This is a genomic window from Succiniclasticum ruminis DSM 9236, assembly GCF_900112895.1.
Classification (GTDB): domain Bacteria; phylum Bacillota; class Negativicutes; order Acidaminococcales; family Acidaminococcaceae; genus Succiniclasticum; species Succiniclasticum ruminis.
Window position 1 is genome coordinate 121,840 of the sequence record NZ_FONL01000003.1, and the last position, 18,411, is coordinate 140,250.

At 48.2% G+C, this 18,411-nt stretch carries 19 protein-coding genes; 18 read left to right on the forward strand and 1 reads right to left on the reverse strand.

All coding sequences use genetic code 11. The features are described 5' to 3' along the window. The first annotated feature begins 88 nt into the window (after positions 1-88). From BM159_RS03875 to BM159_RS03890, 4 genes are all read left to right on the forward strand, one after another. Positions 89-1,456: an MATE family efflux transporter gene (locus tag BM159_RS03875; protein ID WP_093912954.1), complete on the forward strand. Its 1,368-nt coding sequence runs from the start codon at positions 89-91 to the stop codon at positions 1,454-1,456. 72 nt (positions 1,457-1,528) lie between these two features. Further along, complete coding sequence (locus BM159_RS03880; RefSeq protein ID WP_093912955.1) at positions 1,529-2,167, forward strand: TetR/AcrR family transcriptional regulator; 639 nt, start codon at positions 1,529-1,531, stop codon at positions 2,165-2,167. Between the two features lie 127 nt (positions 2,168-2,294). Next, complete coding sequence (locus BM159_RS03885) at positions 2,295-2,717, forward strand: ester cyclase (RefSeq protein WP_093912956.1); 423 nt, start codon at positions 2,295-2,297, stop codon at positions 2,715-2,717. 22 nt (positions 2,718-2,739) lie between these two features. Then, positions 2,740-3,138 (forward strand): hypothetical protein, encoded by a 399-nt coding sequence (locus tag BM159_RS03890; RefSeq protein WP_093912957.1) that lies wholly within the window; start codon positions 2,740-2,742, stop codon positions 3,136-3,138. 155 nt (positions 3,139-3,293) lie between these two features. Here BM159_RS03890 and BM159_RS03895 read toward each other — a convergent pair whose 3' ends face one another. Next, the gene (locus BM159_RS03895; protein WP_093730374.1) at positions 3,294-4,064 is read right to left on the reverse strand and encodes an SDR family NAD(P)-dependent oxidoreductase; all 771 of its coding nucleotides are present in this window, start codon (positions 4,062-4,064) and stop codon (positions 3,294-3,296) included. A 343-nt stretch (positions 4,065-4,407) separates the two neighbouring features. Between BM159_RS03895 and BM159_RS03900 the strand changes: the two genes are divergently transcribed. The 14 genes from BM159_RS03900 to BM159_RS03965 all read left to right on the forward strand — a co-directional run bounded on the left by BM159_RS03900 (position 4,408) and on the right by BM159_RS03965 (position 18,389). Further along, entirely contained in the window at positions 4,408-5,295 is an 888-nt protein-coding gene (locus BM159_RS03900; protein WP_093912958.1) for a LysR family transcriptional regulator, read from the forward strand. Between the two features lie 234 nt (positions 5,296-5,529). Continuing rightward, the gene (locus BM159_RS03905; RefSeq protein WP_245763629.1) at positions 5,530-6,708 is read left to right on the forward strand and encodes an alpha/beta hydrolase; all 1,179 of its coding nucleotides are present in this window, start codon (positions 5,530-5,532) and stop codon (positions 6,706-6,708) included. 206 nt (positions 6,709-6,914) lie between these two features. After that, positions 6,915-7,946, forward strand: coding sequence for a M14 family metallopeptidase (locus BM159_RS03910; protein ID WP_093912959.1), 1,032 nt, complete (start codon positions 6,915-6,917; stop codon positions 7,944-7,946). 204 nt (positions 7,947-8,150) lie between these two features. Continuing rightward, positions 8,151-8,954, forward strand: coding sequence for a class I SAM-dependent methyltransferase (locus BM159_RS03915; RefSeq protein ID WP_218149493.1), 804 nt, complete (start codon positions 8,151-8,153; stop codon positions 8,952-8,954). A 140-nt stretch (positions 8,955-9,094) separates the two neighbouring features. After that, complete coding sequence (locus BM159_RS03920) at positions 9,095-9,298, forward strand: 4Fe-4S dicluster domain-containing protein (RefSeq protein WP_093912961.1); 204 nt, start codon at positions 9,095-9,097, stop codon at positions 9,296-9,298. After that, positions 9,288-9,860: a hypothetical protein gene (locus BM159_RS03925; protein ID WP_093912962.1), complete on the forward strand. Its 573-nt coding sequence runs from the start codon at positions 9,288-9,290 to the stop codon at positions 9,858-9,860. The genes BM159_RS03920 and BM159_RS03925 overlap by 11 nt, the downstream gene beginning before the upstream one ends. Before the next feature lie 88 nt (positions 9,861-9,948). Beyond that, a complete protein-coding gene (locus BM159_RS03930) occupies positions 9,949-10,605 on the forward strand; it encodes a CatA-like O-acetyltransferase, family 3 (RefSeq protein WP_093912963.1) in 657 nt (218 codons plus the stop codon). Between the two features lie 86 nt (positions 10,606-10,691). Further along, complete coding sequence (locus BM159_RS03935; RefSeq protein WP_093912964.1) at positions 10,692-11,228, forward strand: methylated-DNA--[protein]-cysteine S-methyltransferase; 537 nt, start codon at positions 10,692-10,694, stop codon at positions 11,226-11,228. 71 nt (positions 11,229-11,299) lie between these two features. Next, positions 11,300-11,902, forward strand: a complete 603-nt coding sequence (locus tag BM159_RS03940) for an HAD family hydrolase (protein ID WP_143089387.1) — start codon at positions 11,300-11,302, stop codon at positions 11,900-11,902. 92 nt (positions 11,903-11,994) lie between these two features. Beyond that, the gene (locus BM159_RS03945) at positions 11,995-12,639 is read left to right on the forward strand and encodes a TetR/AcrR family transcriptional regulator (protein ID WP_093912966.1); all 645 of its coding nucleotides are present in this window, start codon (positions 11,995-11,997) and stop codon (positions 12,637-12,639) included. Positions 12,640-12,905: 266 nt separating this feature from the next. Then, positions 12,906-14,522 (forward strand): ABC transporter substrate-binding protein, encoded by a 1,617-nt coding sequence (locus BM159_RS03950; RefSeq protein ID WP_177205900.1) that lies wholly within the window; start codon positions 12,906-12,908, stop codon positions 14,520-14,522. 393 nt (positions 14,523-14,915) lie between these two features. Next, complete coding sequence (locus tag BM159_RS03955; protein WP_093912968.1) at positions 14,916-15,860, forward strand: LysR family transcriptional regulator; 945 nt, start codon at positions 14,916-14,918, stop codon at positions 15,858-15,860. Between the two features lie 181 nt (positions 15,861-16,041). After that, positions 16,042-17,505: an MATE family efflux transporter gene (locus BM159_RS03960; RefSeq protein WP_093912969.1), complete on the forward strand. Its 1,464-nt coding sequence runs from the start codon at positions 16,042-16,044 to the stop codon at positions 17,503-17,505. Between the two features lie 191 nt (positions 17,506-17,696). Then, the gene (locus tag BM159_RS03965; RefSeq protein ID WP_245763630.1) at positions 17,697-18,389 is read left to right on the forward strand and encodes a putative quinol monooxygenase; all 693 of its coding nucleotides are present in this window, start codon (positions 17,697-17,699) and stop codon (positions 18,387-18,389) included. Positions 18,390-18,411 lie beyond the last annotated feature (22 nt).

Here is an 18,411-nt window from a genome sequence, read left to right on the forward strand (position 1 = left end):
TGTGATTTAATTATGGCTGTGTTATAATACCCGCGTAATAAATTCCAATATGGTACTTATTTTCGAAAAGGTTTGTTCGGGAGGATTTATGAGCGTTTATGATAAACTTTTTAAAACGGAGGATGAGCAGAAGTATTTCCGCATAGCGCTGCCTGCGGCAGTGGAATGTGTTTTTATGAGTTTTCTGGCTTCCGCGGATTTGATCATGGTGGGGTCGCTGGGCGCGGTATCCATTGCCGCCGTCAGCATTTTTGCGCAGCCCCGCATGGTGCTTCTCTGTTTTGCCCGTTCCATTGCGTCCGCCGTTACGCTGCTGACCGCGAGAAAAGCCGGTGCAAAGGACGTGGTGGGCGTCTCGGAGCTGTTGCGCAAGTCGCTGTTCCTTGCCGGTATTTTTATGGGACTGCTTCACATCCTGTTTTATTTCCTGCTGGAAAAAATCTTATTGCTGATGGGTGCCGGAAGCGATTATCTTCCCCAGGCGCTGATGTACAGCCGCATTGCCATCTTTTCGGTATATGTTACGTCCATGACTTCGGTATTGCAGGCCGTCCAGCTTGGCTTCGGGGAAACGGCCGCGATTATGCGCACAAACGTGACCGGTAATATTGTCAATGTCATTGTGAACGCCCTGCTGATTTTCGGTGTGGGTCCGTTCCCAAAACTGGGCGTTGTGGGGGCGGCCATCGGTACCGTGACGGGAACGTTGTTTACGCTGTGCGCTACGGTTTATGTTATGAATTACAACAAATACTTTTCCCAGGGTGGCAGTTTTATTCCTGACAGAAAATATTTTAAAGAGTTTTTACCGTTTTTTGGCAGCATAATCAGCGAGCAGGGCTTTGAACGTCTCGGCATGGTGCTTTTCACCCGGATGGCAGCGGGTCTCGGCACGGTTCCCTTTGCAGTGCACAGCATCTGTATGAGTGTAGTTGACTATTACTGGGATTTTGCCATGGGGCTGGGCAAGGCGAACATGGTGCTGGCAGGGCAGAGCTGCGGCGCGAAGAATGAACGGGACTGGCATGTATTCCGTAAAATCGGCGTCAGGTGGGGTCTGATTTTTTCCACGGTCAGCTTTGTGTTTATTTTCCTGCTGCGTAAGCCGATTTTCATGGTGTACTCAGACGATCCGGCAGCATTGGCAATGAGCGGGATCATAATGTTCGTGGTTGCCATCGTGGGCTATCCGGAAGCGCAGGGGCTGGTGAGCGCCGGCATTTTGCGGGGCAGCGGGAAGACGGCTGTCGTCGCGTTGTATTCTTTTGTGTCCATCGCCGTGCTGCGCCCGTTGCTGACTGCGTTATTCCTGTACGTGGCCGGTCTTGGACTGCCTGGGGCCTGGATTGCCTTGTTTCTGGATCAGTCTATTCGTGCGGGCTGTGCCACGTTTTTGGTTCGGCGTCTGCAACCGCATATCGGGCGCCATATGGAAGAATTGGGCAAAGCGGCCTGAGTATGATATATTTTAATCAGGAATAACTGAAATTTTTTATAAAAATGCAGATGCAGACGGGATGTGGCAGCAATGGATTTTATCAGAGCGAGAAGCGAGGAGCAGAAAAGAATAAGAATAGAACAGATTACAGAAGTGGCGGCGGAGCTGTATGTGGAAATCGGATACGACAAAGTGACTTATTCAGAGATTGGGCGGAAGCTAAATTTTACGCGCCGTAACCTGTATAATTATTTTCGTTGCAAGGAAGATATCTTCCTGACACTTTTGCTGCAGGATATTGACAAAATGGTGGAAGATGCTGAAAAATCATTCACGGAACCGGTCGCGGATCAGGAGAAATTCTGCCTTGCCTGGGCCGGTATGCTGCTTCGTCATCAGCGGATGCTGGCCTTGTTCGGCATTGTGAATACAGTCATTTTGAAAGATGCTTCTTCCGATGTGCATCGCGGTTTCCGGATCGAGATGAACCGTTCGTTTAACAGGCTGAAGGCGGTGGTGCAACGAATCTTTCCCAAGTTTTCTGAGGAACAGGCATGTCAGTTTGTTGAGTACGAAAACAGCTATGCGATGACGTTGTATCCGGCGAGCCTGGAATATAAAGAGTTCCATCATATCGAAATATTCCCTGATGCAGGCTTTGGCACAAAGGGCTTTGTACCCCAGTTTGTAAAGTATTTGAGGAGGCTGCTGAAAGGGTTGCAGGAGTAAATTCATAGTTAGTTAACAGCCGTGGAATTTATTTTCTGCGGCTGTTTTGTTATAATTAAAAATAACGATGTTTACACATATAAACCGGGTCTTATTTGATTCGACGGATGAGAGATAAGGAGGACACATGAACAGGGCAGAAAACAATACAGCAATCATGAAACAGTTTGAAATTATGATTAACACGGCGGATGAAGCGTTATCCCGGAAACTGATATCCGAAAAGGCTTCATTTTTCACACCGGCAAGCCCGGTTCCGTTATATGGAGGCAAAGGCTATTTGTCCGTTGTGCATTGGATGCGCCAGGGTTTTTCTGATGTACAGTGGAAATTAGAGGAAATGGTCGCTGCCGAGGATAAAGTTGCGGTTCGCTGGACCATGACGGGAACACATGACGGTGACTTTTTAGGCATAAAAGCTACCGGAAAGAAGATTTCTGTCTGTGTCATGAACTTTTATTATTTTGATGAAGATGGGAAAATCAGTAACGATATTGCGGCGGAAGGTATGATAGGAATCCTGCGCGGCATAGGGGCGATGGACAGATAAACCGATGTTTTGAGGTATAATCATGTTTGGTATTTTGGAATGGGAATGCATTGTTCAGGGGAAAGAACTTGAAAACGTAAAACAAGACCGCAAACACAGCAAGCGGTTTGAACGTTATGAAGTTTCAGAAAACGCGATTTATTTTGAAGGGAAGTATCTTCCGGTTTCACTGATTAAGAGCATGCGAAGCCAGCCATCTGCGTATCGCCCGCATGGATGTTGCGGTATAGGCATTCCTGTTTTTAAAATCAGAGTGGAGTACGGCGCGGAGAAGCCTTTGGTTCTGGTTATCGAGCAGGAAGAAAAGGTGGAAGAACTGCTTGACATGGTTATCAAAGCAAATCCGTACATTACCCTGGAATACTATTTGAGTCCTCATACCGGACTAAAACCGGAAAAGATTTCACCGCCATTATATTGAGCAGAAAAAAATATTAGTTTTCTTAATGCTAAAAAATCCCTGTTTGCCACTGAAGTCTATCAGCGCAGGCAGGGATTGATTTTTTCTCAACGCAAACGTTTTCTCAATGCATACTCTTACATACTCGTCTCATGCAGTATTACGTTGCCGCAAAATTACAGGAATGCACCGTTGCAGACCTGGATGACCTGTCCTTTTACATGTTTACCCATGTCGGAAGCGAGGAAAAGGCAGGCGTTTGCCTGATCCATGGGATCGCATTCCGGGCCGGGAAAATATACAAAGTGTTTGCTGAACTCCAGCATCTTTGCGCCACCGGGTTGTTCGCCTGCTTTATTAGCCAGATGGGCAGGCGTTACGGTAGCGCCCGGAGCCACGGCGTTGATGCGGATATTGGTATTGATCAGACGCATAGCTACGTTTTTGGTCAGTGTGTTGATAGCGCCTTTAGAGGAGGTATAGGACGCCCCGCAGAAAGGACGGTCTCCATTGACGGAAGAAATGTTGATGATACAGCCTTCGTTTTTGGGCAGGAATACTTTCAATGCTTCCCGGATAAAACGGAATGGTCCGAACACATTGGTCTGATATACATGCTCCAGCCATTCGTCATCCGTTTCGTCGATCATTTTCTGTTCGCCGATGGCCGCATTGTTGATGACAATATCAAGATCGCCGTAAACAGTCAGAGCAGTCCGGATTACATTTTTTACGTCTTCCAGATTCTTATTGTCCGCTACCACGCCGGTAACTTCCAGTCCCTGTTCTTTCAACCGGTTGACCGCTGCCTCTAATTTCTCTTTGCCCCGCGCGGTCATAACAACTTTTGCGCCTTCTTTTGCAAAAAGTTCGGCCATGGTTTCTCCCATTCCATAGCTTGCGCCGGATACGATGGCAACTTTTCCTTCTAACATTTTTTCTTTCATATTATCTTGTCTCCTGTCGTTTAATTTTTGGAATTTGAATGTTGTTCCTGCTTTGTATTATAAAAAAACAGCTTCAGAAATGTCTAATACTTATTATTAATTTCCAGATATGCTTTTCGTCTATTTTTATGTTATACTGAAAAATAGAACAAGGCCGTCTGTCTGAATTTAAAAGGTCAAAAACAAAAATTACCAAATAACGGTCAGGAAGAAACCGAATCTAATTCGGTGGGTCAACAATTAAAATACGAGAAGACACCAATGTTAATGCAGGAACTTACCAACTTATAATTCAGAAAGTTACTATATTCATTTCAATAAAGTTACCAAAGGAGGCGCCATCATGGAAATCCGGGTGCTGCGTTATTTTCTGGAAACCGCGCGGGAAGGGAACATCACCCGCGCTGCCGAACGACTGCATGTTACCCAGCCCACCATGTCCAGGCAGTTAAAGGATTTGGAAGAGGAGCTGGGGAAAAAGCTGTTTGTCCGTACCAATTATGCCTTGAGGTTAACGGAAGCGGGGTTGCTTCTGCGCAAGCGGGCGGAGGACATTCTAGATCTGGTGGACAAGACGGAAACGGAATTTAAGATGCTGGACGATACCATGGGCGGCGAGATTTTTATCGGCTGCCCCGAATCCGATTCCCTGAAGTATTTTGCCAGGGCGCTGAAACGGGTGCAGGAGCTGCATCCCGGAATTCGCTGCAACATCACCAGCGGAAACAGTGAAGACATCACGGAAAAACTGGATAAAGGCATTTTGGATTTTGCGCTGGTCATGGAGTATGTGAATCCTCTGAAATATAATCATCTGGAGATTCCGGCAGAGGATACCTGGGGCGTCTTCATGCGAAAAGACTCACTGCTGGCAAAGAAAAATGCATTGCGCCTTGCGGATTTATACGACCTGCCTTTAATCTGCTCAAGGCAAAATATGGAACAGAATTTTCCTGCCTGGTTCGGAGAAAAACTGGACCGCCTGAACATTGTAGCTACCTACAATCTGTTTTTTAATGCTTCCATTTTTGTAAAGGAAGGGTTAGGGTATGCCATTGCCTATGATAAACTGGCGCATACCGGTAAAGGCAGCGATATGACGTTTGTACCGCTGACGGACGTACCTGCTTCAGAAATGAAAATCATCTGGAAAAAGTACCAGGTGTTTAGCCCCGTGGCGTCGTTGCTTCTGGCGGAACTGCAAAAAGAATATGGGGAAAATCAGATATAGATGAAGAGCATAACTAAAGATGATTATTAAGTATTAGACATTTCTGTGCGACTCCTTTAGAATGAACCTGAAAGAAGCAAACAGCTTCCGATGAAATCCAAATGAGTGATGATACAGGCTGCTTTAAGAAGACTGCAAACACGTCGTGCAAAGCTGACAGATAAGAAACGCAGTGTGAAACTGTGGCAGAACGGTCAGCGAAATATTCAGATTCATGAAAAAGGAGAAACGCAAATGAAAAAAACTTCCCGTACCCGCAAACTGATGAAATCCGTTGTCCTCAGCCTGGCACTGGCCGCTGTAAGTTTTGCAGGCGCCGCTTTTGCCGCTCCGGCCGATGCGAACGCTGCGGCTGTAATGGCAAGCCAGATGAAAAACTCTTCCATTACAGAACTGACCAACGATTCCCGCGTGTTCAAAGTTGATAAAAAAATCCAGACAAAGATGGTCCGTTTCCAAAACCGGTACGGCATCGAAGTTGCCGGTCATCTGTACCTGCCGGAAAACTTTGACGCGAACAAAAAATACAGCGCCATCGTATTCAGCGGTCCTTTTGGCGCAGTGAAAGAACAGTCTTCCGGTCTGTATGCCCAGGAAATGGCAAAGCGGGGATTTGTAACCGTAGCCTTTGACTGCTCCTTCACCGGAGAGAGCGGCAGCAACGTACACGACGTGGCATCCCCCGATATTTTTACCGAAGACTTCCATGCAGCGGTTGACTTCGTGGGTCTGCTGCCCTTTGTTGACAAAGAGCGCGTCGGCGCCATGGGCATCTGCGGGTTAGGCGGCATGGCTGTTACCGCAGCGATCAACGACGTGCGTATTAAAGCGGTGGCAACCTCTGCCCTGTACAATATGAACGACAGCATCCGGAATCACTATAAGGGAGATTACTATACTCCGGCCCAGCGGGAAACCGTGAAAGGATATCTGGCCGAGATGCGGTGGAAAGAGGCGGAACTGGGCAAAACGCTGCCCGGTTATCATGAAGTTGCCATCGGGTCTGACGGAAAAGCCGTTCACGCTACCGGCGAAGGCGTAACGCTGCTTCCCAACAAACTGCCGGAAGGGGCAGACCCTGTGACCACCGATTTCTTCAACTACTATAAAGGCCGCGCGTTCCATCCCCGTGCCATCAACTCCAACGGTATCTGGTCTTCAACCACGCCGTACGGTTTCTTTGACTTCGACCTGATGGCCCATGTGGAAGAACTGAGTCCCCGTCCGCTGCTGCTGATCACGGGTGACAAAGCCCATTCCCGTTACCATTCCGAAAACGTTTACGAACGTGCGAAGGAACCGAAGGAACTCATCGTGATGCCGGGTGCGACCCATTGCGACCTGTATGATATCTATGAAAAGATTCCCTTCGAAAGACTGGACGGGTTCTTTACCAAACACCTGGGAAAATAGGTAAAAACAAAACTGGGAAACTGCGTGAATCGTCCAACCTGAAGCTGATCAGGCAGCCGTGGATTTAGTATCTACGGCTGTTTTTTTACAGGGGCGGTGATGTCAAAGTCGTTGACAGTTGTTAAAAATTTTGTTAAAATTTACAAGTTAGCAAAGGCTAACAGAAATTTGGACTATACATACACTTAACAATTTCAGGAGGTTCTATGTTATCCGCTGTCTGCTTCGCAAACTACCAAATTGAACCCGGCACCAAGTTGCGTACTCTCGTTGAAGTGCCGCATACGCTGAACGCGATTCCCGTAACGTTTATCAACGGAAAATATGATGGTCCCACTGTGCTTGTCACCTCCGGTGTGCACGGCAGTGAGTATCCCGGCATTGCCGCTTCCATGGAGCTGGGCAAGGAATTAAAGCCCGAAGATATCCACGGCTGCCTTGTCATCATGCACCCTGTAAATGTCTCGGCCTTTTGGGCGCGTATGGCGGAGATCTGTCCCGAAGACGGGCTGAACCTGAACCGCGTTTTCCCCGGCAATTCCACCTTCAGCCGTACCTATAAACTTGCTGATTTCCTGCTGAACGAATTCATCCTTAAGGCTGACTACTATCTGGACCTGCACAGCGGCGATCTTCAGGAAGATCTGCATCCCTATGCCTATTTTCCCGGAAACGCTTCGGAAGAAGTCAACAAAAAATCCCGCGAGCTTGCCAGCCTGATCAACGTTGAGTATATGGTTCGCTCGACTGCCACCACGGGCGCGTATAACTGCGCGGCGTTGCACGGTGTGCCCAGCATCCTTGTGGAACGGGGCGGTACCGGTTTCTGCTGCCGTGAGGATATTGACGAGTACAAGGACGATGTCATGCATGTCCTGCAATATGTAGGCATGATTCCGGAGTATGACCACGGCCATTTCCACACGTTCACACCCCAGGAGCTGACCAAGATTGAGTACCTTGAAGCTACAGCGCCGGCATGCTGGTATCATGCAAAACACAGCGGCGAAATGATTGAAGAAGGCGAATTGCTGGGTTACACGACAGACTTTTTTAACGAGAAGCAGGAAGAATTCCACGCTAAGTTCAGCGGTGTGATTCTGTATATGACCCCGTCGTTTTCTGTTACTCCGGGCCGCGTGCTTTGTGCGTATGCTGAGCTGCCTGAAAACTATGTGCCTCAGGCTCCCCATACCCACGTCCATACCCATACGTTACCGGAAAAGGTGATTGAGTAAGGCGGTGGACACATTAAAATCAGTGGACGTGTAGGTTCATGATTTTCACTACAACCTCGGTTTGCAAAACAAACAATCCGTGTTATACTAAAGTGTCACAAGAGTGACGCGGTTCGCAGAAGCGAAACCGGAAACCCGTTACTAATTTTTAACGATTTGGCTATGAAGGCTTACTGTCGCAAATGCAGACAGCTTCATAGCCTTTTGTCTTTTGAAAGAAGCTATGATAATGATCAGGAAAGCGGGGTACATCTCATGACACAAATCAGCGAAAAGAGCATCGTCCACAGGATAAATGCAAAAGAATTTATAGAAGATTACTGGACAAAACGCGCGCCGGGTTTCAAAAGCCTGCGCCGGGAAGAACTGCAAAGCGAAAAAATGCGGCAATGGCAGGAGGAAATCTGCCGTCACCTGCCGACGGAGAAACCGCTGAAAATATTGGACATCGGCTGCGGCGCCGGTTTCTTTTCCATACTGCTGGCCGCGAAAGGCTATGACGTCACCGGCATCGACTTAACGGAATCCATGATTGAAGAAGCTGCCGCGTTAGCTGCGGAAGTGAAATCCAACGCGCGCTTTCAGGTTATGGATGCGGAAAAGTTGTCCTTTCCAGACGAAAGTTTTGACGTCGTGGTCTCCCGTAATGTGACATGGAACCTGCCTCATCCGGAAAAAGCTTACGCGGAATGGCTGCGCGTCCTGAAAACCGGTGGATTGCTTCTGAATTACGATGCGGAACACGGTAAGTATCATCACGGCGATTATGAAAAAGAAGCGGTTTATGCTCACAAGGACGTAACCAGAGAAATGGTGGAACAGTGCCACCAAATCTATCACATGCTGGACATCAGCATATTTGACCGCCCCCGCTGGGATCTGGATATATTGCGGAAACTGGGGGTAAGCGCCTGCTCTGCCGATACAACGGTAGGCCGGCGGCTGTATCCGAAAAAGGATAAGTTTTACGATCCGGCTCCGCTGTTTGGCATTGTTGCGGTAAAGTAAATGAATCATTCAGGTACGATTATATTCATGTTTAATTCAACAGCTGTGGAATTTATTTTCCACGGCTGTTTTGCTATAATAAATTATAGATGAGACTGTTAAAGAGATTTGGAAAAACCGGTTTGAAGAGGCAATTAAGCATGAAGCAAAAGAAGCGTGCTGTTGTAAACAGAAAACTATGTGTTGCCTGTGGAAGCTGCCAGAAGGTCTGTCCTATGGGAGCAATCCGCGTGTATAAAGGACTGTACGCGCAAACAGATGAGGCACGTTGCATCGGCTGCGGACGCTGCGCAAAAGAATGTCCGGCTTCTGTGATTACGCTGGAGGCGCAGCATGAAAACTGAAAAACACTGGTACGATTATTTATGGATTGCGGAACTGATCTACTTCAGTCTGGGCTTCTTCAACATCCTTTTTGCCTGGGTCGGGTTGTGTATGTTTTTTATCCCTTTGCTTTTGGCTCTGGCAGGCTGGGATAAAGCGTATTGTAACCGGTATTGCGGAAGGGGCCAGCTTTTTGCCCTGTTAGGCGGCAGGCTGAAGCTTTCCAGGTATCGCGATGTGCCGGGCTGGCTTCGCTCCCGTTTCTTCCGTTACGGTTTCCTGCTGTTTTTCATGGTCATGTTCTGCAATATGCTTCACGTGACATGGCTTGTGTTTAGCGGCGCTGAGAATCTGCGGCAGGTGGTGACGCTGCTCTGGGTTTTCAAATTACCCTGGCAATGGGCTTACAGCGTAGCGGTTACGCCCTGGGTCGCACAGTTCGCCTTTGGCTTTTACAGTATCATGATCACGTCTACGGTATTGGGCATTATTTCCCTGTTGCTGTGGAAACCCCGTTCCTGGTGCGTGTACTGTCCTATGGGAACCATGACGCAGTTAATTTGCAAAGCAAAACACGAGTGACGGCACTTTGATCAAAGATGGGGAAGAAGCAGTATTAAAGTGGGGATTGGAATGATTCATTCCGGTCTGCGGAGGAGAATTTGGTAATATGAACTACAGGATTATCGACAGGGAATCGTATTATCGGAAAGGTGTCTTTCATCATTTTTCCGAAGACTGCAAATGCTCCACATCGATGACAGCCCGGATTGATGTCACGGATCTTGCGGAGTGTTCCCAAAAAACAAATACGAAGTTTTATATCAATTTCCTGTATATTCTCTCCAAAGTGATGAACTCGAGAGAGGATTACAGAATGGGTTATCTCTGGCAGACGGAAGAACTGATCTGCTATGATGTAATTCATCCAATACAGTATGTTTTTCATGAAGATACGGAGACCTTCACGCTGGTTTATACAGAATACTGTGAGGACTACGCGGTGTTTTATGCCAACGCGCTTCAGGATGTGGAAACGGCAAAGAAGACACGGGAATACGGGCTGGATATGGAAAATCATCCGAACTGGTTTGATGCTTCCTGTATTCCGTGGCTTTCCTACGATTCGCTGCATATTGAATTGCCGGACGGATATTTGTTTTTCGCTCCTATTGTCAACTGGGGAAAATACCGCAGGGAAAACGGAAGGCTGTTAATGCCGGTGACCGTGCGTCTGAATCACGCCATAGCAGACGGGTATCTGGTTGCCAATGTTTATCGCCTGCTGCAGCAGGAAATTCAATCGTTTGTACAGCAAGAGGCGTAAAACCGGGTTTGTCAGGCTAATTTAACAGACAGTTTATCGATAAACCGCGGATTGCCTGAAAAGCAACAAATAAAGGATGATAGAGCATGGAGTATATTCATCATTATGATTCACCGCTTGGCGGCATTACAATGGCCAGTGACGGCTGCGCCCTGACCGGATTATGGTTCGATGGGCAGAAATACTTTGGCAACGGTCTGGGTAAAGATGTCCGGAAAGAAAATCTGCCTGTATTTGATCAGACAGTTCAATGGCTGGATATTTATTTCAGCGGCAGGGCACCCGGCTTTACTCCGCCGCTTAATATGAAAACTACGCCGTTTCGGAAGGAAGTCTGGGAAATCCTGCTGACCATTCCCTTTGGCCGGACCATGACTTATGGAGAGATTGCGGACAGGATCGCAAGGCAAAACGGTTTATCACGGATGTCGGCGCAGGCAGTCGGGGGAGCAGTGGGGCATAATGTAATTTCGCTTATTATTCCGTGCCACCGCATTGTCGGAACAAACGGCAGCCTGACCGGATATGCAGGGGGAATCGATAAGAAAGCGAAACTGTTAGCGCTGGAACAAGTGGATATGTCGTCGCTATTTGTGCCTGGGGCTTTAAATGTTTCGGGGTGATGCAATTTGATGGGGGGACAAAGTCAGCCTGCAAGTGGGATAGAGATATCCGTGTTTAGCGGAGGTGCTTCGTGATTCGTAATATGGTTTTTGATATTGGCAATGTGCTGATGGATTTCCGGTGGAAGGGGTATATGCGGTCTTTGTTTGGCGAAGATGAGACACTGATACAGACTATCAATCAGGGAATCTGGCATAACGGCTGCTGGGCCGCCATGGATAAAGGTGAGATGGACGGAGCCGCAACGTTGCGGAGCGCTGTTGCTTTTGCGCCGCAATATGAAAAAGAAATCAAATTGACACTGGACAAGGTTGCCCTTGCTTTTCATAAATGCGATTATGCGATTCCATGGGTACAGGAGCTGAAACGCATGGGGCTTAACGTATATTATCTTTCCAATTATTCCGCGTTTTCCATTGCGGCCAATCCGGATGTATTGGATTTTATTCCCTGCATGGACGGCGGTGTATTTTCGTTTGAGGTGAAGGCCGTGAAGCCGGAACCGGAGATTTACCGCTGCCTTTGCGACAAGTATGGGCTGAAGCCGGAGGAGTGTCTCTTTACCGACGATGTTCCGGCCAATGTGAAGGGAGCGCAGGCCTGCGGATTTCAGGGCGTTGTGTTCGAAGGATATGAAAAAACGTATCCGCTGATTATGAAAGCGTTGCGATGAGAATTTGGTTTATCACTAACAGCTGTGGTATTTAATTCCCACGGCTGTTTTGTTATAATGATTAAAAGAGTTACCGCATATGGAGGATACCTATGGATTTTCGCAGGGCAAACGGGGAAGAACAGAAACGGATACGGATGCAGCAGATTATTGACGCAACCGCCGCGCTGTATGACGATATAGGCTACGACAAGATAACGTTTTCAAAGATCGCGTCGCGCGTAAATTTTACCCGGAATCTGCTGTATCATTATTGTTCCTGCAAGGAAGATATCTTTTTGTTATTACTGCTGCAGGACATTGATAATTATGTAACCGATGCCGCGCAGACATTCACGGAAGAAGTAAAGGACGTAGATGCTTTCTGCAGGGAATGGAACGCGTTATGGCTGCGGCACCAGCGGATGGCGGGATTGTTCAGCATCGTCAACACCGTTATCCTGAAAGACGCGACGGAAGAAGCGCACATAAACTTCCGCGCGAAAATGCACGCCTCTTTCCTGCAGCTGCGAAAAGTCGTCCATCTTCTGTTTCCAACCTTTACCGGGAAAAAAGCGTACCAGTTTGTGGAGTATCTGCATATGTTTGCGCTGGCGCGGTACCCTGCCAGCCTGGAATATAAACAGATTCAGCACATCCCCGTGTATCCGCATGTGGGACATGGAACCAATCCATTTGCCGACGAATTCATTCCGTACATTAAACTGATTTTGCAGGCCCTGACGGAAAACGTCTGATATCGCAGGGGCAGTGACAAAAAATACCGTAAGATTTATTTCCAAATAATAAAATACACTATCAATTCTTTGCGCCGTTAGTTATATATCGGCGCATTTTTATTTTGCTGAATACTGCTTTAATACAGTATTACACTATATAAGCGAGATATTTACACGTTGACAATAAGAAAAAATTGCTGTATAATATCGACAGTTTAAGAAAAGTTTTTTATTAGAATTACATACTAATAATTTAAGAAAAAATGCAGAAAGGAATGAAATCTATGAAAAAATTATCCAAGAAATCGGCGGCTTTACTGGTGGCAGGTCTCGTAACCTGCGGTCTGCTGGGAGGCTGCGGCGGCGGTGACAAAAAAGCGGAACCGACGAAAGACGGCAAAGCTGCTGTCAAGACGCTGAACTTTGGAAGCCAGATGTACTCAGAAGGATATCTCAATCCGGCTGCCCAGGTCAACACGGCCTGGAACCTGACCCGCTACGGCATTGGGCAGGCGCTGTTCCGGTTTGACGATCATGTAAAACCGGTTCCCTGCCTGGCGGAATCCGCAACGCCCAGCGACGGCAACAAGACATGGGTCATCAAACTGCGCAAGGGCGTTAAGTTCAGCAACGGCGAAGCTATGACAGCTACCAAGGTCAAGGAATATCTGGACTGGATCCGGGAAGCCGGTAAGAAAGGCTCTTCCAACCCGACCAAGTTCCTGGATGCCAAGGCAGTGGTTACGGCTGACGATGCTGCAGGAACCATTACCATTAAATCTGAAAAGATTTATGCGAACATGCCGGCCAATCTGGCGGATCCCACCATGTGTATCCTTGATATTAAGAACACCAAGAACCTTGACACCGGTGTCATTGGTACCGGTCCGTACATGATTAAGAGTTTCAAACCGCATGTGGGCTACGAATTGGCTGCCAATCCCCATTATTGGAACGGCAAGCCGCCCTATGATACGGTTAACATCATTTACATGGGCGATGCTTCCGCCAAGGCCAATGCGCTGCGCGCCGGCCAGATCGATCTGGCAGAAAATATCATGAGCGTTGCGGATCTGAAGGCCATGCAGTCTGATAAAAAGTACAAGGTTGATATTGCCCCCGGCACCCGTGTAGGCTTCAGCTGGATGAATGTGAGAGAAGGCCGTCCGCTGGCTAACAAAGCCCTGCGTCAGGCAGTACTGAAAGCCATTGACTACAAGACCATCTGTAAATCCAACACGATCGGCGGTCTGTACACCCCGGGCGCGTCCATTATCCCCAGTTCTCTGGGCTATGGCTTTGACAAACTGAAAAATCCGTATGAATATGATCCGGAAGGCGCAAAGAAAATTCTGGATGAAGCCGGCATCAAAGACACGAATGGAGACGGTATCCGTGAGCTTAACGGCAAGAACATCGAGCTGCGTTACGTTTCCTACGCAAACCGTCTGCTGAACGACTTCTCCGATGCGCACACCCAGTATCTGAAAGCTGTCGGCATCGGCGTGAAGAGCGAGTACGGCAGCTCGGACGACTGCTGGCAGAAGCTGGTTGCCGGTGATTACGATTTTGACAATAACAACTGGAATGTAATGATTGCCGGATCGCCGACGGTCTTTATGGGCAACTGGTGGAGCAAAAACAAGGATAACTTCTGCGGTTTCAAGAGCGATGCCTACGATAAGGCCTATGAAGAACTGCGTGTAACCACGGACCAGAAACGTTATGCCGAACTGATGCAGCAGTGCCAGCAGATCCTGATTGATGAAGCGGCGGTCCTGGTGGACGGTTACTATAACAGCTGCTTCGTCTATAACACTGATAAAGTCGGGTACGCGCATATTTATCCGCTGGATTACTATCATATTACCGACGAAATCAAACCGGTCGGCGCGAAGTAAGCACATAATTTGCTGACAGACAACTGCAAGGCAGCAGAAAAATTCTGCCTGTCACAGACAGCCGGGACAAACCATTAATAATGGCGCTGCACAACAACCGGATTTGACAGAACTTTGAATAGTCTCCTTCCTTTCCGGTCTTGTCAAGTCCGGTGCAGTGCGTTATTTTGAACTGTTGATTACGTTAATACATAAGAAACAAATTCATATTCAGCCTGACAGCCGTAGATTTTTCTACGGCTGTTTTGTTATAATTAAAGCGATTATATTTAGATAGCCGGTGCAAATGTTTATTGCTGTTTTGTGTGGCGGGTACGGTTGGATTGATAGTATGCCGGGTGTCACGCCCTTTAAGGAGAAGTTGTTATATTTGGTAAAAGTGAGGAATTTATTATGGAACTTCGCCAGCTTTTATATTTTGTCACCTGTGCGCGCTGCGGGTCGCTGACAACTGCTGCAGAGGAGCTTTATACGACACAGCCCCACGTCAGCATGGTCATTCGTGAACTGGAAAAGGAACTGGGAACACGCCTTTTTCTGCGCCGGTCTAACGGTGTGGAGCTGACGGAGGCGGGCGCGCGGGTTTACGGCTATGCGCAGGACACGCTGCGAAACGCCGAACTGTTCCGTTCTGTGGGGCGCGAGCAACGGGAACATTCACTGCGTGTGCTGACAAACAACAGCAGCAACATGGCGGTCATGCTGACGGCGTTTTACAACGAGCGAACCCGTAACGATAAAAAGGAGCCGGGGCTTTATTTGCAGTTTACGGAATGCGGCATTGAAAAGATGATTGCGCTTCTTTCCGCCAACGAGTATGACCTGGGCTTTCTCTTTGTCCCGGACACAAAACGTTCCGTGCTCCGCTATCTGATTGACCGGCGCCAGCTCATGTTTACACCGCTTCTCGACACAGATCTTGTGCTTTATGTAGGAAAAGATCATCCGCTGGCCAATCGTTCTTCCGTAACTCCGGAGGAACTGGCATCGCTTTCCTTTATCCAACTTGAGGACGATTTTTTCACCGTTGAAGATCTTTTGACAGGTTCGCCTGCGTTTAGTAAACAGACACTGGCTATCCGCCGCGTGGTACGGACTAACAGCGACCATATGATGATCCGTATGCTCGAAAAAACAGAGCTTTGCAACCTGGGCAGCTATTGGCTCAGGGATACTTACCGGCAGTACGATTTCCGCCGCATTCCCGTGGAAGGGATGCAGGGACGTATTGCTTTCGGTTATATCTCGCGTAAGGGTGAGCCTCTGGGGGCGGACACGGCTGACTTCCTTACATTCCTGCATCGCACATTACAGTCGGATGCGGTGGGAGCAAGATAAAAAACTGATAAGAGTAGCCGATTCTTAATGCATTTACATGCTGTCCGGCGAATGGAGAGTTTTAACAGCAGAGCCATAAGGATTTCTTATACCCAAGCATAAAAATCACACCATATCGAAAACACGTCTTATTTGCTATACTTTTTTTACAACAAGAGTGTAGCAGGGAAGGCGTTTTTTCATGAAATTTTTTTCTTGCAATAAATCGAAGCTGGAATCAATCTCAATAAAAGACGGGAATTCATCCGGGGTGCCCGAAGAAGCGGCTACGGGTGAAGTGCGCATGGACGTAGGGCCCATTCACCGGAAACTGCTGGCGTATGCCGCACCGTTGCTCCTTATGCAGCTTCTGCTGCAGTTTTACAATATTGCGGACTGTGCCGTGGTCGGACGGTTTGGCGGTGCTTTCGATCTTGCGGCGGTTGGTGTTGCCGGGCTGGTGCTGGCGGTACATATCAATTTCTTTATCGGTTTTGGCGTCGGCGTCACGTCTGCTGTTTCACGACTCTTTGGTGCCCGGCAGTATGACAAACTGCGCCAGGCCATTGCTACATCGGTGGCGATTGCAACTGCCGCAGGCATTCTCCTGACACTGATAGGGGAACTGCTGGGCAGGCGCTACCTCGTATGGCTCTCCTGTCCGGCTGAAGCGATGGGCGACGCGCTTCTGTATGCCCAAATCTGTTTCCTCGGTCTGATTCCACAGCTCGTTTATAATGTTTCCAATGGCGTTTTGCGCGCCCTTGGCAATACAAAAACACCGCTCTATTATCTGGCTGGCTCGGCTGTTTTGAACGTGGCTCTCGACCTGGTGCTTGCGGTGGGAATGAACTGCGGTCTGGAAGGCGTTGCCTGGGCCACGGTATCGGCGCAGTGGGTGCTGGGACTTGCCATGCTCAGGCGGATTACGCGTCTTGACGAACGTTTCCGCCTGACTGCCGGCACAAAACTTCTGCCCATGTCCGAACTGTTCAGACTGCTGCGACTCGGTATTCCATCGGGCATGCAGGCCGCGTTTATGAGCATTTCTTCCCTGCTGATCCAGATCAGTATTGACGGTTTTGGTCCCGCGGCCATGGCAGGTATGGTGGTCTACGCGAAAATCGAGGGATTCCTGTATTATCCGGCCTTTGCCTATGGCATGGCGCTGACTGGCTTTATCGGACAAAATCTTGGTTCCGGACGGCTTGACCGTGTGGAAGAGGCCATGCGCATCAGCCGGCGTACGGCGATTTACGGTACGATGGCTGTCTGTGCCGGCCTGATACTGATCGCCGAACCGTTAGTTTCGTTCTTCACCGGAGACCCGGCAACTCACACAAACGCCCTTGCCGCCGTATATTGGACGTTTCCATTCTACTTCCTCTATTCCCTGAACCAGGTGTACATCGGCGGGCTCAAAGGGTTAGGCGAGACGGGTATTCCCATGTTTTCCGCGCTTTTCGCTTACGCCCTGTTCCGTGTTTTGTGGTGCGAGGCGTTGTTGCCTCACTGGAACGATATGGCTGTCATCTATAACGCATATAACGTCAGCTTCCTCGTATCGCTGGCGATTCTCATCCCTGCCTACCGTCGAGTTTATCAACACTTGCACACATCCAAAGGGGAGGGAACAACCATGCCTGAAAAGTATCGCTTAGCATAAAAAAGCAGTATTAGACATTTCAAAATGATTTTTTTACAATAGGAGCAGGAGAATTATCCTGCTCCTGTTTTCATTTATAAAATGCATGCACACGGATAGAATACAAAGAAAGTGAGGAAACTGTCTTGCGCGTATCTATTCAGAAAATGTTAGGAAAATCATTGAAGTCGTTAGTCTTAGCGGGGTGTTTGATGATGACAGCACAAGTTACGGAAGCAAAAGCAATTACTACACCGGACGGCGGGATGCCTCTGGTCCATTGGGCCGTGCTGCAGTCCAAGCCGGGTACAATGAGCGAAATGATGGGCATGGCCGCACGGAATGTGGCGCCCCTGGCAGCGAAAGAAACCGGCACGTACGCGTTGTATGGGAGCCTGGACAAACAGAACCCCAATGTAATGCGCCTGTTGGAAATTTATGAAGACGAAACTGCGTATGAAATCCATGTTGGAACCGACGGCTTTCATAAGTACAAAGAAGAACGGAAAGAAATTCTGGAAAAACTTGTGATTCTTCCCGTTGACCCCATTGTGCTGGAACAGAAAACCGAAGGAACCGGAACCAATGTGGTGCTTCACCTGTATGAAGTAAAACCGGAAAAGCTGGATGCGTTTAAGAAACTGATCGCTAAAGAAATGCGCCGGGGAGTGAAAGAAGACGCCGGCGTTATGGGACTGTTCGCGACGGCAGAACAGGAACGCTCCAACGTGATACACACGTATGAGTTGTTTAAAGATGACGCGGCGCGCGATGCATATAAAAATTCAAAAGCCCATCAGGCATTTTGGAAAAAAGCGCAGCAGATGCTGAACAGCACAAAAGAAATTGAAAATCTGCCGGGCAATGTAGTGCTGAGCAAAAAAGGATTTCACGATAAAAAGTAAAAAGAATAAGAAATGTAATATA

Excerpts from the sequence above, each read along its gene's own strand:
- BM159_RS03920 (WP_093912961.1), top strand. The coding sequence starts at position 9,095 with ATGAAGCAAAAGAAGCGTGCTGTTGTAAACAGAAAACTATGTGTTGCC.
- BM159_RS03880 (WP_093912955.1), top strand. The coding sequence starts at position 1,529 with ATGGATTTTATCAGAGCGAGAAGCGAGGAGCAGAAAAGAATAAGAATA.
- BM159_RS03925 (WP_093912962.1), top strand. The coding sequence starts at position 9,288 with ATGAAAACTGAAAAACACTGGTACGATTATTTATGGATTGCGGAACTG.
- BM159_RS03955 (WP_093912968.1), top strand. The coding sequence starts at position 14,916 with ATGGAACTTCGCCAGCTTTTATATTTTGTCACCTGTGCGCGCTGCGGG.
- BM159_RS03945 (WP_093912966.1), top strand. The coding sequence starts at position 11,995 with ATGGATTTTCGCAGGGCAAACGGGGAAGAACAGAAACGGATACGGATG.
- BM159_RS03965 (WP_245763630.1), top strand. The coding sequence starts at position 17,697 with ATGATGACAGCACAAGTTACGGAAGCAAAAGCAATTACTACACCGGAC.
- BM159_RS03890 (WP_093912957.1), top strand. The coding sequence starts at position 2,740 with ATGTTTGGTATTTTGGAATGGGAATGCATTGTTCAGGGGAAAGAACTT.
- BM159_RS03935 (WP_093912964.1), top strand. The coding sequence starts at position 10,692 with ATGGAGTATATTCATCATTATGATTCACCGCTTGGCGGCATTACAATG.
- BM159_RS03960 (WP_093912969.1), top strand. The coding sequence starts at position 16,042 with ATGAAATTTTTTTCTTGCAATAAATCGAAGCTGGAATCAATCTCAATA.
- BM159_RS03885 (WP_093912956.1), top strand. The coding sequence starts at position 2,295 with ATGAACAGGGCAGAAAACAATACAGCAATCATGAAACAGTTTGAAATT.
- BM159_RS03910 (WP_093912959.1), top strand. The coding sequence starts at position 6,915 with ATGTTATCCGCTGTCTGCTTCGCAAACTACCAAATTGAACCCGGCACC.
- BM159_RS03895 (WP_093730374.1), bottom strand. The coding sequence starts at position 4,064 with ATGAAAGAAAAAATGTTAGAAGGAAAAGTTGCCATCGTATCCGGCGCA.
- BM159_RS03875 (WP_093912954.1), top strand. The coding sequence starts at position 89 with ATGAGCGTTTATGATAAACTTTTTAAAACGGAGGATGAGCAGAAGTAT.
- BM159_RS03930 (WP_093912963.1), top strand. The coding sequence starts at position 9,949 with ATGAACTACAGGATTATCGACAGGGAATCGTATTATCGGAAAGGTGTC.
- BM159_RS03950 (WP_177205900.1), top strand. The coding sequence starts at position 12,906 with ATGAAAAAATTATCCAAGAAATCGGCGGCTTTACTGGTGGCAGGTCTC.
- BM159_RS03905 (WP_245763629.1), top strand. The coding sequence starts at position 5,530 with ATGAAAAAAACTTCCCGTACCCGCAAACTGATGAAATCCGTTGTCCTC.
- BM159_RS03900 (WP_093912958.1), top strand. The coding sequence starts at position 4,408 with ATGGAAATCCGGGTGCTGCGTTATTTTCTGGAAACCGCGCGGGAAGGG.